13 protein-coding genes are annotated in these 15,365 nt (G+C 67.1%); 3 read left to right on the top strand and 10 right to left on the bottom strand.

Annotated features, from left to right (window positions below; genetic code table 11):
- Positions 1-55 precede the first annotated feature (55 nt).
- Together ACOGI9_RS12910 and ACOGI9_RS12905 are read left to right on the top strand one after the other, a co-directional pair.
- Complete coding sequence (locus ACOGI9_RS12910; RefSeq protein WP_419857522.1) at positions 56-259, top strand: AbrB/MazE/SpoVT family DNA-binding domain-containing protein; 204 nt, start codon at positions 56-58, stop codon at positions 257-259.
- The gene (locus ACOGI9_RS12905) at positions 260-727 is read left to right on the top strand and encodes a type II toxin-antitoxin system VapC family toxin (protein WP_419857521.1); all 468 of its coding nucleotides are present in this window, start codon (positions 260-262) and stop codon (positions 725-727) included. It abuts the gene before it with no gap.
- Between the two features lie 13 nt (positions 728-740).
- Here ACOGI9_RS12905 and ACOGI9_RS12900 read toward each other — a convergent pair whose 3' ends face one another.
- The 9 genes from ACOGI9_RS12900 to ACOGI9_RS12860 form a co-directional block, all read right to left on the bottom strand.
- A complete protein-coding gene (locus ACOGI9_RS12900; protein ID WP_419857520.1) occupies positions 741-1,481 on the bottom strand; it encodes a succinate dehydrogenase/fumarate reductase iron-sulfur subunit in 741 nt (246 codons plus the stop codon).
- A 4-nt stretch (positions 1,482-1,485) separates the two neighbouring features.
- Complete coding sequence (locus tag ACOGI9_RS12895; protein ID WP_419857519.1) at positions 1,486-3,282, bottom strand: fumarate reductase/succinate dehydrogenase flavoprotein subunit; 1,797 nt, start codon at positions 3,280-3,282, stop codon at positions 1,486-1,488.
- Positions 3,283-3,309: 27 nt separating this feature from the next.
- A complete protein-coding gene (locus tag ACOGI9_RS12890) occupies positions 3,310-4,092 on the bottom strand; it encodes a succinate dehydrogenase (protein WP_419857518.1) in 783 nt (260 codons plus the stop codon).
- A gap of 71 nt (positions 4,093-4,163) precedes the next feature.
- On the bottom strand, positions 4,164-5,636 hold the full coding sequence (locus tag ACOGI9_RS12885) for a dihydrolipoamide acetyltransferase family protein (RefSeq protein ID WP_419857517.1): 1,473 nt from the start codon (positions 5,634-5,636) through the stop codon (positions 4,164-4,166).
- Positions 5,637-5,669: 33 nt separating this feature from the next.
- On the bottom strand, positions 5,670-6,644 hold the full coding sequence (locus ACOGI9_RS12880) for an alpha-ketoacid dehydrogenase subunit beta (RefSeq protein ID WP_419857516.1): 975 nt from the start codon (positions 6,642-6,644) through the stop codon (positions 5,670-5,672).
- A gap of 55 nt (positions 6,645-6,699) precedes the next feature.
- Positions 6,700-7,785: a YgfZ/GcvT domain-containing protein gene (locus ACOGI9_RS12875; protein ID WP_419857515.1), complete on the bottom strand. Its 1,086-nt coding sequence runs from the start codon at positions 7,783-7,785 to the stop codon at positions 6,700-6,702.
- Between the two features lie 104 nt (positions 7,786-7,889).
- Complete coding sequence (locus ACOGI9_RS12870) at positions 7,890-8,528, bottom strand: OmpA family protein (RefSeq protein WP_419857514.1); 639 nt, start codon at positions 8,526-8,528, stop codon at positions 7,890-7,892.
- A 25-nt stretch (positions 8,529-8,553) separates the two neighbouring features.
- On the bottom strand, positions 8,554-9,225 hold the full coding sequence (locus tag ACOGI9_RS12865) for a hypothetical protein (protein ID WP_419857513.1): 672 nt from the start codon (positions 9,223-9,225) through the stop codon (positions 8,554-8,556).
- A gap of 245 nt (positions 9,226-9,470) precedes the next feature.
- Positions 9,471-10,382: an NAD(P)H-binding protein gene (locus ACOGI9_RS12860; protein WP_419857512.1), complete on the bottom strand. Its 912-nt coding sequence runs from the start codon at positions 10,380-10,382 to the stop codon at positions 9,471-9,473.
- A gap of 128 nt (positions 10,383-10,510) precedes the next feature.
- On the opposite strand from ACOGI9_RS12860, the gene ACOGI9_RS12855 reads away from it, so the two are divergent.
- Entirely contained in the window at positions 10,511-12,535 is a 2,025-nt protein-coding gene (locus ACOGI9_RS12855; RefSeq protein ID WP_419857511.1) for an aconitase family protein, read from the top strand.
- 18 nt (positions 12,536-12,553) lie between these two features.
- Here ACOGI9_RS12855 and fdhF read toward each other — a convergent pair whose 3' ends face one another.
- On the bottom strand, positions 12,554-15,283 hold the full coding sequence (fdhF, locus tag ACOGI9_RS12850) for a formate dehydrogenase subunit alpha (protein ID WP_419857510.1): 2,730 nt from the start codon (positions 15,281-15,283) through the stop codon (positions 12,554-12,556).
- Between the last annotated feature and the right edge of the window lie 82 nt (positions 15,284-15,365).

Raw genomic sequence — 15,365 nt, 5'->3', positions numbered from 1 at the left:
CTTGCAAAGCGATAAAGTAAAGCGTTAGGGTTGGCGTATGGTCGTTTCCGTAAAGATGAGCAGCAAGAACCAGATCGTGGTTCCAAAAGCCGCGCGGGAGGCACTTGGCCTCAGGCCCGGCGACCGGCTCGCGGTGTCGGTGGACGGTGAAACGGTACGGATGGAAAAGCTGCCGCCGGACCAGGAAGATCGTCTACGGGGCGTGCTGCGGGATGTCGCCGATGCCGGGGATCTCTGGATCGAACTCGAGGACGCCTGAGTGGCGGACGACGCGAGCCGGGCAAGTCTCGCGGAGCATCTGGCCGGGGCCGGTCTCGTCCACGTCGACGCTCGCGTATTCGCGCTTCACCTGACCGACACGGGCCCGACGAGACAAACGGAACTCGCCTTCTCGGGCATCGCGAGCGGCAGCATCAAGGCCCAGACGTCGAGCCTGACTCTCTACCAGGTCCTCGTGGAAGTGTACCGGCAGGGAAAACCGACATTGGCTCGCGATGTGGCGCGGCACATGCGGCTCTACCCTCGATTGGGCATCGTGGCCGCCAGCTCCGAAATCGCCATTCAGGCCGCCGAAGTACGAGCCCGGCTCGGAGGTCGGCCGGAACGGGCCCTGCAGATCGCGACGGCGCTGGTTTCGGGCGCCGAGGTGTACCTCACCTCCGGCTCGGGACTCCGCCGGATTGCCGGGATGCGCGTGTTGAACGTCGAAGACTTCAGCGAGGAGTAAGCGACACGGTCCGCTACCGTCTCCGGACGAGCCTCACGAGCGCCTTCAGCGGGTCGTAGAAGCGGTCCACGACCCGCTCCTTTAGTGGAATGATCGCGTTGTCCGTGATGGAGATGCTCTCGGGGCATACCTCCGTGCAGCACTTCGTGATGTTGCAGAACCCGATGCCCCCCGACTCCTTGAGAAACGCGCTCCGGTCCTCCACGTCGATCGGGTTCAGGCTGTATCCGGCCGTTCTCACGAGGTACGTGGGGCCGATGAACTCCGCGTGCTTTCCGTGTGACCGGAGGACGTGGCACACATCCTGACAGAGGAAGCACTCGATGCACTTCCGCATTTCCTGTGCCCTCTCGATCTCGAACTGCTTCATTCGCCAGCCGTCCTCCGCATCGCGGGGACGCGGTCTGAAACGCGGGATGGATGCGTTGTTCCGGTAGGCCTGAGACACGTCGGCGACGAGGTCCTTGATGACGGGAAACGCCTTCATCGGCGTGACCGTGATCGACTCGCCCTCCTCGTAGTCGGAGAGGCGGGTCATGCACGTCAAGCGAGGCCGCCCGTTGACCTCGCAGCTGCAGGATCCACACTTGCCGGCCTTGCAGTTCCAGCGCACCGCGAGATCCGGCGCGTGTTCCGCCTGGATCCGGTGAATGGCGTCCAGCACGACCATGCCCGGATCGATCTCGATCGTGTAGGATTCGAGTTGTCCGTCGTCGCCGGACCCGCGGTAGACCTGGAAAGTTCGTTCCGCCACCTCGCTACACCCCTTCCTCGATGAGCTGCCTCAGTTCGGCCGGCGGCTCCGATACCCGTTCGGTGTCGGTCACCATCTGCCCCTCGGATGATCGGATGACGACATTGACCCGCCCGAGCGAGGCGTCGGAGTCCGGATAGTCGATGCGGGTATGCGCACCGCGGCTCTCCCGACGCTCGAGCGCCGAGAGGACGACCGCCTCGGCCACGGTGAGCATGACCCCGAGGTCGAGCCAGGTGTGCCATCCGGGGTTGAAGGCTCGCCCCCCGTGAACCGAGCAGGTGTCGAGCTCCCCGCGCAGTCGGTGGACGTCCTCGAGGGCCTCGCGCAGCGCCCCCTCCGTACGGGCGATTCCGACCTTGTCCTGCATGATCTGCTGCAATTCCTCCTGCAGGCCGAAGGGATTGCGTCCACCCTCTCGCGCGAAGGGCGCCGTCGCGCCCGCGACGGCCGCGGACAGTTCGGATGCCGGGATCTCGGCGAAGGATACATCTCTCGCCTCTTCGGCGGCCGCGACGCCGGCGCGCTGCCCGAACACGATAAGGTCGGAGAGCGAATTGCCGCCGAGGCGATTGCCGCCGTGGAGGCCCGCGGCCACTTCACCCGCCGCGTACAGCCCGGAGACGCAGGTCGCCGCCGTTTCCGGGTCTACCTTCACTCCCCCCATCGCGTAGTGGGTCGTCGGCCCGACCTCCATCGCGTCGGTCGTGATGTCGACGCCCGCGAGTTCCTTGAACTGGTGATACATGCTCGGGAGCTTGGCCTTGATGTACTCGGGACTCCGCTTCTCCGAGATATTGAGGAAGACGCCGCCGTGCGGACTCCCCCGCCCGGCCTCCACCTCCGCGACGATCGCCTTTGCCACGACATCCCGGGTGAGCAGTTCCGGCGGGCGCCGGTTGGCCACGCGGTCGCCTTCCACCCACCGGTCGGCCTCCTCCTCGCTCTCCGCGTAGTCCCCCTCGAACATCTCCGGGACGTATCGGAACATGAAGCGTTCGCCGTCCCCGTTCGTGAGCACGCCTCCCTCGCCACGGACGCCTTCCGTGACGAGCGTGCCCCGCACGCTGGGCGGCCACACCATGCCCGTGGGGTGGAACTGGACGAACTCCATCCCCATGAGTTCGGCCCCCGCGTCATAGGCGAGCGCCACACCGTCGCCGGTGCACTCCCAGGAATTGGAGGTCACCTTCCAGGCCTTGCCCAATCCCCCCGTGGCGAGGATGACCGTCCGGGCGCGGAAGAGCACGAACTCGCCTGTCGGACGCCAATACGCGAGCGCTCCGGCCACGCGCCCGTCCACGAGGATCAACCGGAACACCGTGCACTCCATGAAGATGTCGGCCCCTTCGTGCACGGCGTGATCCTGCAGCGTCCGGATCATCTCCAGGCCCGTCCGGTCGCCGACGTGCGCCAGCCTTCCGTAGGTGTGTCCGCCGAACGGACGCTGGTTCATGCGTCCGTCCTCCGCCCGGTCGAAGAGGGCGCCCCACGCCTCGAGCTCCCTCACGCGGTCCGGGGCCTCCTCGGCGTGCGCCCTGGCCATCCGCCAGTCGCACAGTCCCTTCCCGCCCCGCATCGTGTCGCGGAAATGGACCTGCCAATTGTCTTCGGGACGGTTGTTGCCGAGCGCGGCCGCCATCCCGCCCTCGGCCATGACCGTGTGCGCCTTGCCGAGCAGCGACTTGCCGACGAGTCCGACGGATGCGCCGGCCTCGATGGCCGCGATCGCCGCGCGGAGCCCGGCGCCCCCGGCTCCGATCACGAGGACGTCATGCTCGTGGCGTTCTGAAATCTCCATGGAAAAGTCCGCTGTGCTCCGTTGGGTTCAGAAGAGTCGGGGATCGTCGAACACCCGCATCGCCACCAGCCGGATGTACAGATCCGTCATGCATACGAAGACGAGGCTGAACCAGGCCCAGCCCATGTGTCGCTTGTTGAACCAGCTCACGCCCTTCCACGCCTTGTGGCGCGCCTTCCCCGCCAGCGCGCAGGAATAGCAATCGACGTCGCCGCCGATGAGATGGCGGAGCGAGTGGCAGCCGAACCAGTATCCCGACAGCAGCACGAGGTTGATCAGGAGGACGATGGATCCGACTCCGACGCCGAAGCCGTCCTCGAAGAAGAACCCGTGAATCGTGTCGTACGTCAGGAAAAGCCAGATGATGATCGAGGCGTACAGGAAGTAGCGGTGAAGGTTCTGGAGGACCCACGGCAGCCGCGTCTCGCCCGCATACCTGTCGCCGCGGAACTCGCCCACCGCACAGGCGGGCGGGTCGAGGAAATAGGCGCGGTAATACGCCTTCCGGTAGTAATAGCACGTTCCCCGGAACCCGAGGATCACGCCCATCATCAGTATCGCCGGAGAGAACGGCCACCACTCGATTCCGAACAGCCGGATCTGTTCCGGGCAGCTGGCGGCGATGCACGGCGAGTACAGGGGCGACAGGTAGGGGTCGGCAAAATAGTTGCCGCCCTGCAGGACCGCCCAGGTGGCGTAGCCGCCGAAGAGGCCGAGCCCCAGTGCTACGCTCAGGGGCGGTACCCACCACCGATCCCTGCGGAGGGTCTTGCCGAAACCGCGATCTCGAACCGCGACCGAGCTTTCCATGGTCTTTCGTCGACTCTTCGTGGAGTGGGGGGTGGGAACGCGGCCAGCCTACCGGGCCGTCAGGATGACTGTCAAGCGGCGTCGTCCGGGAAACCCTCGAGGTATTCCTGGACCCGGTTGAGGAAGAACGCCGCCATGGCGCCGTCGACCACGCGATGGTCGTAGGAAAGACCGAAGTAGGCCCGGTTGCGGATCGCGATCACGTCATTGCCGAGTCCGTCCTGAACGACGACCGGACGCTTCTCGATCACGCCGGTTCCCAGGATGGCGACCTGGGGCTGGTTGATGATCGGGGTCCCGAACAGGTTTCCGAAGACTCCTACGTTCGTGATCGTGAACGTCCCGCCCTGGATGTCGTCGAAGTCGAGCGCTCTGTTCCGAGCCTTCTCGGCGAGTTCGTTCGAGCGCTGCGCGAGGCCCAGCAGACTGAGTTGATCCGCGTCCTTGAGCACGGGCACGATGAGTTCGCGGCCGTCGCTGATCGCCACCGCGATCCCGAGATTGATGTTGCCGTGATACACGATGCGCGATCCGTCGACGGACGAGTTGAGGATCGGGTATTCGCCCAGGGCCTCGATCACGGCGCGATAGATGAAGGGGCCGTAGGTGAGCTTCACCCCCTGGTCGGCGAAGCGCGACTTGAGCGACCGCCTGAGTTGAACGATCCGCTCGAAATCCACCTCGATGACCGATGTCACGTGCGCGGAAACGCGCTTGGACATGAGCATGTGTTCCATCGTCCGCAGGCGGACTCTGCTCATCTCCTCGACGCGGTCGCGCTCGCGAATCGGCACGGAGCCGAGCCGCACATCCAGCGTGGCCCCGTGGATCGGGATCCGGAGCGTGCCGGGCGCCGCCGGCCTGGGCGCCGCCGGCTCGGGGAGCGCGGGCTCCGGCGCCTTCACGTCGGAGGCCGGGACCGGCGGCGGGACCACGGCGGGGGCCGCAACGGGGACGGGAGCCGCCGTGGGAGCGGGAGCCGCCGCAGGAGCAGGCGCCGCCGCCCCGCCGGCCGAGATGAACGCAAGAATGTCATCCCGCGTCACGCGCCCGGAGGTGCCCGTCCCGGGCACCTGCTGGATGTCGACGCCGTGTTCCGCGGCGATCTTCCGCACGAGCGGGGTCGATCGAGTCCTCAGGCGCTCGCCGCGACTGGAGGGCGACGCCTCGACCGCCGGGGCCGGGGATGCGGGAGTGGCGCCCGCCGAAGCGACCGCGGGGACTGCCGCCGCCGGATCGGGCGCCGGCGGATCGTCCACGGGCGCCGAAGGTGCGGCGGGTGCGGCGGGTGCCGCGACCGTCGCATCCGTCTCGATGCGGGCGACGACCGTGTCGACCTCGACCGTCTCCCCGTCCTGCACGAGAACTTCGGCCAGCACCCCCGCCGCCGGCGACGGAATGTCCGCGTCCACCTTGTCCGTGGAAATCTCGAACAGATCCTCGTCACGCTCGACCGCATCCCCGACCTTCTTGAGCCAGCGCGTCAGCGTCCCCTCCGCGATGGATTCCCCCATCTGCGGCATGATGACATCCACTTTGGACATTGGTGTTCTTCCCCGGCGTACAGCCGCGTGGGTTCAGTAACTCAGTTGCAGGCGGGCCATCGAGACGATGTCCGCCACCTGGGGTAGATGGGCCTCCTCCAGCTCGGCCGCGTACGGTACCGGCGTGTCGAGTGCGGCCACCCGCCGGATCGGAGCATCAAGCCACTCGAACGCGCGCTCGCACACCAACGCCGCCACCTCGCCGCCGAAGCCGCCGAACCGCGGCGCTTCGTGCAGGACGAGAAGTCTCCCCGTTTTCTTCACGCTCTCGAGGATCGCGCCGCTATCGAGCGGTTGCAGCGTCCGCAGATCAATAATCTCGATCTGCGCACCATCCTCCTCCGCCACCTGCTCCGCAGCCTCGTGCGCAGTATGGACCATGGCGCCATACGTGACCAGCGTGAGGTCCGTTCCTCCGCGGTGCGTTCGGGCCTTCCCCAGCGGAGTCACGAACTCCTCGCCTTCCTCAAGCTCTTCGCGAAGTCTGCGATACAGGTACTTGTGCTCGAAGAAGAGGACCGGGTCCGGGTCCCGAATCGCGGCCTTGAGCAACCCTTTCGCATCCCTCACCGTGGCCGGAGCCACCAGCTTGAGACCCGGCACGTTGGCGAAATACGACTCCACGTTCTGCGAGTGAAAGGGCCCCGCGCGCACGCCCGCGCCGCAGGGTCCCCGAATCACCAGCGCGGCCCCCACGCCCGTCCGGTAGCGGACCTTGGCGGCGAAGTTCACGATCACGTTGAAGGCCGGGGCGATGAAGTCGATGAACTGCATCTCGCACACGGGCTTCAAGCCCATCTGCGCCGCCCCGATCGCCGCGCCCACGATCGCCGCCTCGCTGATCGGAGTGTCGATGACGCGATCTTCGCCGAATTCCGCGAGCAGCCCCTCCGTGACCCTGAAGGCGCCGCCATAGGCGCCAATGTCCTCGCCCATGATGAAGACGTCGGCGTCCGCCCGCATCTCCTCACGGATCGCCTGTTGAATCGCTTCGAGATAGGTAGCCACGGCGCAAAGAATAACCGCGCGCCGTCCGCATCGGCAACGCGTCGAGGGTTGTGCTTTACTTACACGTAAAGGGCAGTTCCGTAACGTGCAGCGCGACCCCGGGATGGTCCATCGACTCCAGCACCGCCCCGAGGGCGACCTCCCGCCGGACGTAGCCCAGGCCGATGGGTCCGAAACGCGGAGAATGAACCGCGGAAGTGATGAGGCCGACCGGTTTCGCACCGCCGGTCCCGGAGGGCACTCGAAGTTCGGCGCCGACGAGGTCGCGTGCCTGGTGGAGGGCGTTCGGAGTCCAGCGAAGCCCGCGCAGGTGGCGGTTCACATGGCCCCGGTAGTGAATGCGAGCGACGACTTCCTGGCCCGTGAAGCATCCCTTGGCAAAGCTGATCGCCCGGTCATCCTGGCCCGCCTCCTGGGCCAGCCGATCCGCGCCCAGCTCGGACCCGAAGACCGGCAACCCCCGCTCCAACCGCAGGATCTCCCAGTCTCCGCCGCCGGCGACGGCTCCGCCTGCCCGCGTGACGGCGCCCTCGAGCTGCCTCGAAAGCCTTTCCGCGTCTCGTGCCCGGCCGGTGCGGTCTACGTACAGGTCGAAGCCGGGGCCCTCGATCTCCTCCCTGCAAACCACGAGGGCCGGAATGCCGCCGATACGCACGGTTGTCGCCTCGAGAGGGGCCAGTTCGCCGGGCTGCCGCACAAACGAGATTCCCGCGGCGGCTTCCCATTGTTCGAGCGCCTCGGCGGCTCGCGGTCCGATGAGCGTATGCACGGAAACGCTCGCCTCGCGGTATTCCGCGAACATCGGAGGCACGTATGTCCGAAGGTGATCCATCAGAGAGGGCAGGGCCTCACCCGGCGCGTCGAGCCAAACGGTCTCCGTTCCCCCGTCTCCGGCGTCGCGCTCGAAACCCGCCACGGGCAGAATCCGCAGATCGACGACGACGCGACCGCGGCGATCCAGGAGAAAGGAGTAGATGCCCCGCCCCAACGGGACATCCGTCACATCGTTCGAGGCGAGGCCGTTCATGACTCGTAGCGCCCCGGAACCCGATACGGCGACGACGCCGCGCCCAACGTTCGCGAACAGCCCGACGCGCTCGACGGCGGCACGATAGCCGTCGGACCCGGCACCCTCCGGCATCAGGTCGACGTGGCCCGCCGAGCAGTCCGTGGCGGCAAAAAAAGCTCCCGGGCCGAAACCCGGGAGCCTGGCTCCAACCTGGCCATCAAGCGCAACTCAGGGCACTAACTCGAGCCCGGTCCGGCCCACTCGACGACGAACGTCGCACGACGGTTCTCGATCCCGGTCTGGCGGTCTTCGACGCCGGTGTCCTGGTTCACGAGGCGCGACTCACCGATGGCCACAACGCCGATGTTGTCCGCGTTCATCCCCGCGGTCTGCACGAGGTAGTCCCTCACGCTCTCGGCGCGCGCCAGGGACAACGTCATGTTGTATGCCTCGGATCCGGCACTGTCGGCGGAGCCTTCCACGGTGACCCGGGCCTGAGGGAAGGATCCCAGGATGGTGGCCGCGAACGCGTCCAGAATCGGGCGGTCGACGGCCCGCACCTCGGCGCTGTTGAAGTCGAAGTGCACCGGCAGGGAAACAGCGAGTCCCGCGCCGTGCATGTCGTCGTCGCTGACGTGACCTCCGAACTCCTGCCGCAGACGATCAAGCCCGCTCCGCAACTCCTCTATATCGCCCTGAAGCGCCTCTACCGCAGCCGTATTCGCGGAGATGCGAGCCTCGTGGTCCGCGAGCTGCCCGTTCACGGGCTCCATGACGCGATCGAGTTCCCACTGGCGCACGAGCTGCATGCAACCCGCAGACAGGAAGGCTAGAGTCACCACAACCATCGACACCCACACCCTGTTCTGGCGCATCCTGACTACTCCTCCTTTTCGCGGCTTACGGGAAGTTGACGCGGAGGCCAACCGAGAGCGGGATTTCCATTATGGAGCTGAACCCGTGCACGTTGTTGAGTTCGCCGTACACGTGCGTCTCTTCCTCATCCGTCATGATATAGCGGAGGTCGAGTTGGGCGAAGAGCGTGACCATCGGGACGTCCGTATCCGCATGGCGGGCGAAGTTGAGCCCCGCCTTGATTCCGGCGTTGCCGGAAAAATACGACCCGTTCACCAGGGCCACCGTGTGGAGTCCCGGACGCGGATGGTTTCGCAGCAGGAACGCGTCGGAATCGAGCGTCGAGGCGCCCAGGCCGAAATCGACCGCGACGGTGGCATTGCCCATCGGGTCCGTGAGGTGATACTCGATCCCGCCCGTCAGATGGAAGATCTGAAAGTTCGGGTCGATCGACCCCTTCGTGCCGAGCATGTCGAGCGCTCCCTCGACCCGCAGCGCCAGACGCGGGCGCAGGAAGTAGGATGCCGCGCCCGAGAAGGACGGACCCGCCTCGGCGGCATCGGCGATCTCGCCCATGGGGACGGCCATCCCGACTCCGCCCTCGAACGACCAGAACATCGGAGAATAGGGACTCTGGGCCTCGGCCCGCGCGGGCAGAAAAGCGAACGCAGCCATCGCGCCAACCACCAACACCAGCTTTCTGAACACATCCTTCATATCGACCTCCTGCGAGTTATGAGGCTGCCGAGGAACGCGCGGGCTGTCTGATTCGCCACGCAAACCACGCACGAACGTCCAACTGCAACCGGCGGCACCCGGCCTCCGATGTCGCCGGAAAAATCGATGCAAGCTAAGCCCGATGTCGAATAACATGCAAGAGATACAACGTGTGCTCCAGCGCGTGCGGAAACCTCGTTCCAGAGGAGGCCGAACAGGCTCTCGAATACGCGAAGATCCGCGGTTCAGGCGCGGGAGACGTACGCCGCCAGGCCCGTCGCGAGATCGCGCGGTCGAAACGCCGGAAAGCGGCGACGGGCCAGGTCGGAATCGGCGATTCCATCCTGGGTTGCGAAGTCCACGGCGTCGCGCGACAGGATCTGGCCCGGGAGACGCTCCGCACATCCCGCGGCGAGCTTAACGAGCCCTTCCGGGACGTGCAGAATCACCCGGCGACGGCCGAGCGCCGCCATGGCCGTCCGCACGACGTCGTCCAGCGACAGGACATCCGGGCCACCCGCCTCGAGAGTGAGCCCGTCTCCCGCCGAACCCAGCGTAGCCTCGCACACCAGGTCCGCCAGATCATCCACATGTATCGGGGTAATGCGCCCGGAGCCGTCCCCCAGTTGGGGAAAGACGAACGGAATCGTGCGAATGAGCGCGATGAAGCGGTTCAGGCTTCGGTCTTCGGGGCCGTAGACCCATGAAGGTCGAACGATGACGTGGGCGAGGCCCGAGTCCCGCACCGATGCCTCCGCCAACCCCTTGGCGCGATACCAGGTACGCGCGGAGCCGGGATCGGCCCCGACCCCGGACAGGTAGACGAGCTTGCGTACTCCCGCCTCCACCGCGGCCTCCACCAGGGCGGCGGTGCCGCGGGCGTCGACCTCCATGAACGTCCGGCCGCGGGCGGGCGCCTCCACCGGATAGCCCGGGAACTGGACGGAGAGAATGGCCGCGTCCACCGCGTCCATCGCCCGGACGAGGGTCGCGGGCCGACGCACATCTCCCGCGACGTATTCCGCCGGGAGCCCGAGACGCCCGGCGCCGGCGGGGTTCCGGGTCAGTACGGCAACCCGCGCCCCGCGACCGTGCAGCCCCCGGACGAAGGCACGCCCGAGAAAGCCTGTTCCACCCGCGACGAGGACCCGCTGCATGACTTCACCTCCCGACTGGCGCCGGGGCGCGCATCACCTGAACATCCCCCGGATGACATCGTAGCCGTCGTCGGATGCCAGACCAATGTCACCCCGATCTTCTGGCCCGGTCAGGGCGGGAGTACAACATGCTGGAACATCTGCTGGAGACCGAGGTGGCCAAGCGTCCGCCGACCGTGCGCTTCAAGGGCCGGATTCTCTTTCTCACCGAAGATCCGGACCTCATCCGCCGCCAGCTCGCGGGGGAGGACCTCGACTGGGATCCGTCGATCCCGCTGCGCGACGACATTTCGACCGATGAGATCACGCCCGGCTGGGTCTGCTACCACTTCGACGAGAAGTTGGGGGAATACCCCTACGTGGGACTTCTTTGCGGCGACGAACGCCCGATCGGCCGCAACGACATCCGGAAGGGCGGCTTCGTGTGCTCCGTGTCCGGGAAGAGGCGCGGGAAGGGGTCGAGCCGGGAGGCTTCGCCGTATGCCGAGCGCGCCGCCGGCCTCCGCGTCGTCATCGGGGAGAACATCGAGCGCATCTACGGTGAGAATTGCGCGAACATCGGCCTCCTCGCATCGACGGATTTCTCCCTCATCGAGAAGATCCGGCGCGGGGAGGAAATCCCGCTCGACGCGTTCATCGGAGACGCGGGGCGCATTCAGCGCGACATTATCGAGTACGGCGGGCTGCTCGACTACGCCGTGGCGAGGCTGAAAGGACTCGTCACCCTCCCGGGCATCACGACCCCGGCGGACCGCCCGCAGACGATCGCGGAGAAGATCATCGCCCGGCACTGGGTCACCGACGCGGCCTCGGGCGCGCTGGGCGTTCCGGCCGTGGAACCGGGCGACACCGGTTTCCTCCGGGCGGATCTTCGCTTCTCCCACGAGTACGTGACCCCGATGGCGTCGACGTTCTGGGAGGACTTCGCGGGCGACGCGGGACTGAACCATACCGAATCCATCGTCTTCTTCCGGGACCACCTCGCGTTCCTCGACGAAGTCATCACGGAGGAGAGGAAGGCGGCCGGCCTGCTCGACGCGGCGCATGCGCTGCACGACCGGCAACGAGAGTTCGCGGCCGCGAAGGGCGTGCGCCTGCACGGCGAACTGCCCGACCGCACCGGGAGCGAGGGGATCTGCCACATCATGGTGCAGGACCGCTACGCGCTCCCCGGCCAGATCATCATCGGCAGCGATTCGCACACCCCGCATGCAGGCGCGCTGGGATGCGTGGCCTTCGGCGTGGGGACGTCCGCGATCGTCAACGCCTGGGCGACCCGCGACGTTCGGCTGGAAGTGCCGGAGTCGATCCGGGTGAACATCACGGGCGCGCCGCCCGCCGGCGTCGTGGCGAAAGACCTGATCCTCGAACTGCTGCGTCACCCGACCGTCAAGAGCGGCGAGGCCATCGGCCGCATCATCGAATTCACGGGGGAGGCCGTGGAGGCGCTGTCCATCGACGAACGCGCGACGCTGACGAACATGGCGGCGGAGGTCGGGGGCTTCACCGGAATCATCGCCCCGGATGCGAAGACGGTGGCGTGGATCGCCGGACGGCGCGGCTTGGCGGTGGACGAGGTCCGGGCGCTGTGCGACGGACTGTACAGCGACGCGGGGGCGGACTACGCGGCGACGATCGAGATGGACGCGGGCGGTATCGAACCGATGGTCGCGACCCCGGGCGATCCCGGAAACGGCGTGCCCGTCTCGGCCCTCGACGGAGACGTGAGTCTGGACACCGTGTTCGTCGGGGCCTGCACCGGCGCGAAGCGGGCGGATTTCGAGATGTATGCCGCGGTGGCGCGGGAGGCGGTGGCGGCGGGGAAGCGCGTGCCCGCGTCCGTCCGCGCCTATGCCCAGTACGGTTCCATCGACGTGGAGGCGTGGAGCCGGGAACAGGGCCACGACCGGGCGCTCCGGGATGCGGGATTCGATGTCCTCGCTCCCGGCTGCGGAGCCTGCATCAACGCGGGGCCCGGGGTGTCGACGACGAAGGAGCAGGTCACGGTCAGTTCCATCAACCGGAACTTCCCCGGCCGCAGTGGACCGGGGCAGGTGTACCTGGCAAGTCCGTTGACGTGCGTGGCCTCGGCGATCGAGGGAAGAATCGTCGCGTACGGGAATCAGGCGTGGAGCCGCGGGGCCGCCCGCTAGACGAGGGCGAGGTTCGGGCTAGACCGGCTCGACCCTCACGGGGCAGACCTTCAACTCGGCCGTGTGCGTGATCGGGTCGTAGCCGCCTCCGGTGAGGAAGTTCACCGGCACGTCGTTGAAGCTGAATGACGCGAACACGGTCCCGGGCGGGGATCGGTCGTTCGCCTCGACCTTGATCCGCACCTCGCCGCGCGGGCTCGACATCATGGCCCAGCCGCCGTCCTCGAGACCCCATTTCGACACGTCGGTCGGGTGCATCTCGAGGCGCTCTTCCGACAGCAGGTACTCGATCCCCGCCGCACGCCCCGTCTGCGTTCTCGTGTGATAGGCCGGCAGTCGGCGCCCGGTCGTAAGCCAGATCGGGTATTCCTCCGAGATCGTCTCCGCCGGATCCCGGTACCGGATCAACTGGAAGATCCCGCGCCCGTTCTCGAACTCGCCCTGGTGAAGGATGGGCGTGCCGGGGTGACCCCGCTCCGGCACCGGCCAGTGGTACTCGCCGTGCTCGATGACGTCCCAGTCCAGGCCGGCGTAGATCGGCGAGAGCGAGCAGAGTTCGTTGAACACCTGCCTGGCCGACTCGAACTCGAAGCCCTTCAACCCCATGCGCTGCGCGATACGGGACACGCACCACCAGTCGGGCTTCGCCTCGCCCGGCGGGTCCACCGCCTTCCGCAGACGCTGAACGCGCCGCTCCGTGTTGGAGCACACGCCGTCCGTCTCCGCCCACGCGGTGGCCGGGAGCACGACATCGGCCAGCTGCGCCGTCTCGGTGAGGAAGATGTCGATCACGACGAGGTGGTCGAGACTCCTGAGCGCATGCTCGCAATGCTCCCGGTCGGGGTCCGTGACGACAGTGTTCTCGCCGTTGATGATCATGGCGCGGATCCGGTCGCCGCACATGTCGAGTGCCGTGACCTTCGTGGGCCCCAGTTCCAGGTCGACCTCCCGACCGTAGGCGGCGGCGAACTTCGCCTGGTACGCCGGGTCGAGTACGTCCTGGAAGCCGGGGTAGTTGTTCGGCAGCGCCCCGGAGTCTCCCGCGCCCTGGATGTTGTTCTGGCCGCGCATCGGATTGATCCCGGTCCCCTCGCGGCCGACGTTGCCGGTCATGAGGGCGAGATTGCAGAGACTCTGCACGTTGTCCACGCCGCAGATGTGCTCCGTGATCCCGAGCGTGTAGTAGATTGCTCCGCGTTCGGCCTTCGCATACCAGCGCGCCGCCTCCGCGATCAACTTCGCGTCCACCCCGGTGATGGACTCGGCCCATTCCGGCGGGTATTCCAGGACGTGCTCCACGAAGTCCCGGCCTTCCGTCGTGCGCGCGGCGACGAAGTCCTCGTCCATCAGTCCCTCGCGCGCGATCACGTGGGCCATGCCGAGCAGGAGCGCGACATCGGATCCCACCCTCAGCGGCAGGTAGATGTCGGCCATCTCGGCCAGCGCAATCCGTCTCGGATCGGCAACGATGAGCTTGGCGCCCTGGGCCACGGCGCGCTTGATACGGGTGGCCGCAACGGGATGGCACTCGGTCATGTTGGTCCCGATACAGAAGATCACATCGGGCTTATCCATGTCCGCGAGTGGATTCGACATCGCCCCCCGTCCGATAGAGGCCGCCAGACCGGCGACCGTGGGAGCGTGTCAAGCACGGCTGCAGTTGTCGATCTGGTTCGTACCGAACGCGCCTCGGATGAACCGCTGCATCATGTAGGCGGCTTCGTGCGGCGCACGTCCGGAGGCGACGCCGTACACCGAATGCCTGCCGTGATTCTCCACCGCCGCCGTGAACCCCGCCGCCGCGCGGTCGAGGGCCGTGTCCCAGTCGGTTTCGTGGAGTTCGCCGTCCTCGCCCCGCACCATCGGATAGGCCAGCCGGTCGGGGTGCTGCACGAAGTCGAACGCGAACTGCCCCTTGACGCAGAGCGCGCCCTCGTTGGCGGGCCCATCCATCGCCGGCTGGACGCCGATCAGCTTGTCGCCCCGCGACATCAGGTCGACGGCACACCCGACGCCGCAGTACGGGCAGACGGTCCGCGTCTTCTCGGTCTCGCCCGGCACGTCCGCGTTCGCGAGCGCCTTGATGTCGGCGAGGGCTCCGGTCGGGCAGGTCTGCACGCACTGCCCGCAGAACGTGCACGCCGAGTCTCCCAGCAGGCCCTCGAACTCCGTGGTGATCTGCGTCTCGAATCCGCGGTTCATGACCGAGATCGCGTAGTCGCCCTCCTGCTCGGCGCACACCCGCACGCAGCGGTAGCAGGAGATGCAGTTCTCGTAGTCTCGGAGGATGAAGGGGTTGTCGTCGTCCGGCCGGCTGCGGCCGGACCTGGCCCCGGCGAAGCGGCCCGTCCGGGCGTCGTAGCGGTCGAGCAGGACCGCCATCTCCTGCGAGGCGTATCCGGAGAGCGGGTCGACATCCATGTCGCGGTTCTCGGAGGCGACCATCTCCATCAGCACGCGGCGGTGCATGTCGAGCCGCGCCGATCGGGTCGTGATCCGCATCCCGGGCTCCGCCCGCATGGTGCAGGAGGCGACCGGGTTGCGGGCGCCGTCGAGTTCCACGATGCAGAGGCGGCAGCCGCCGAAGGCTTCCAGGCGCGGATCGTAGCACAGCGTCGGGATCTCCTTGCGGTGCCGCTCGGAGACCTCGTACAGGCTCTCGCCCCGACGGACGCCGACCTTCTCGCCGTCGAGCGTGATCTCGAAGTCGAAGCCCGTGCCGTTGCCCGAATTGTCGCTCAAACCCACCTCCGGAGGCAGGTGTCGTGTCCCGACCCCGCACCGCTGGAAACTGTCGGGCCCACTAACATGATGCGCCGCGCGCGCGGCG

The organism is Candidatus Palauibacter irciniicola, assembly GCF_965208695.1.
Classification (GTDB): Bacteria; Gemmatimonadota; Gemmatimonadetes; order Palauibacterales; family Palauibacteraceae; genus Palauibacter; species Palauibacter irciniicola.
Note: the sequence above shows the minus strand (reverse complement) of the source record. Positions and strands in the feature narration are given on the sequence as shown.

Bases quoted from the DNA above. Each gene is read 5' to 3' on its own strand.
- ACOGI9_RS12885 (WP_419857517.1), bottom strand. From the start codon at position 5,636: ATGTCCAAAGTGGATGTCATCATGCCGCAGATGGGGGAATCCATCGCG.
- ACOGI9_RS12895 (WP_419857519.1), bottom strand. From the start codon at position 3,282: ATGGAGATTTCAGAACGCCACGAGCATGACGTCCTCGTGATCGGAGCC.
- ACOGI9_RS12910 (WP_419857522.1), top strand. From the start codon at position 56: ATGAGCAGCAAGAACCAGATCGTGGTTCCAAAAGCCGCGCGGGAGGCA.
- ACOGI9_RS12865 (WP_419857513.1), bottom strand. From the start codon at position 9,225: ATGAAGGATGTGTTCAGAAAGCTGGTGTTGGTGGTTGGCGCGATGGCT.
- ACOGI9_RS12870 (WP_419857514.1), bottom strand. From the start codon at position 8,528: ATGCGCCAGAACAGGGTGTGGGTGTCGATGGTTGTGGTGACTCTAGCC.
- ACOGI9_RS12855 (WP_419857511.1), top strand. From the start codon at position 10,511: ATGCTGGAACATCTGCTGGAGACCGAGGTGGCCAAGCGTCCGCCGACC.
- ACOGI9_RS12890 (WP_419857518.1), bottom strand. From the start codon at position 4,092: ATGGAAAGCTCGGTCGCGGTTCGAGATCGCGGTTTCGGCAAGACCCTC.
- ACOGI9_RS12860 (WP_419857512.1), bottom strand. From the start codon at position 10,382: ATGCAGCGGGTCCTCGTCGCGGGTGGAACAGGCTTTCTCGGGCGTGCC.
- ACOGI9_RS12875 (WP_419857515.1), bottom strand. From the start codon at position 7,785: ATGCCGGAGGGTGCCGGGTCCGACGGCTATCGTGCCGCCGTCGAGCGC.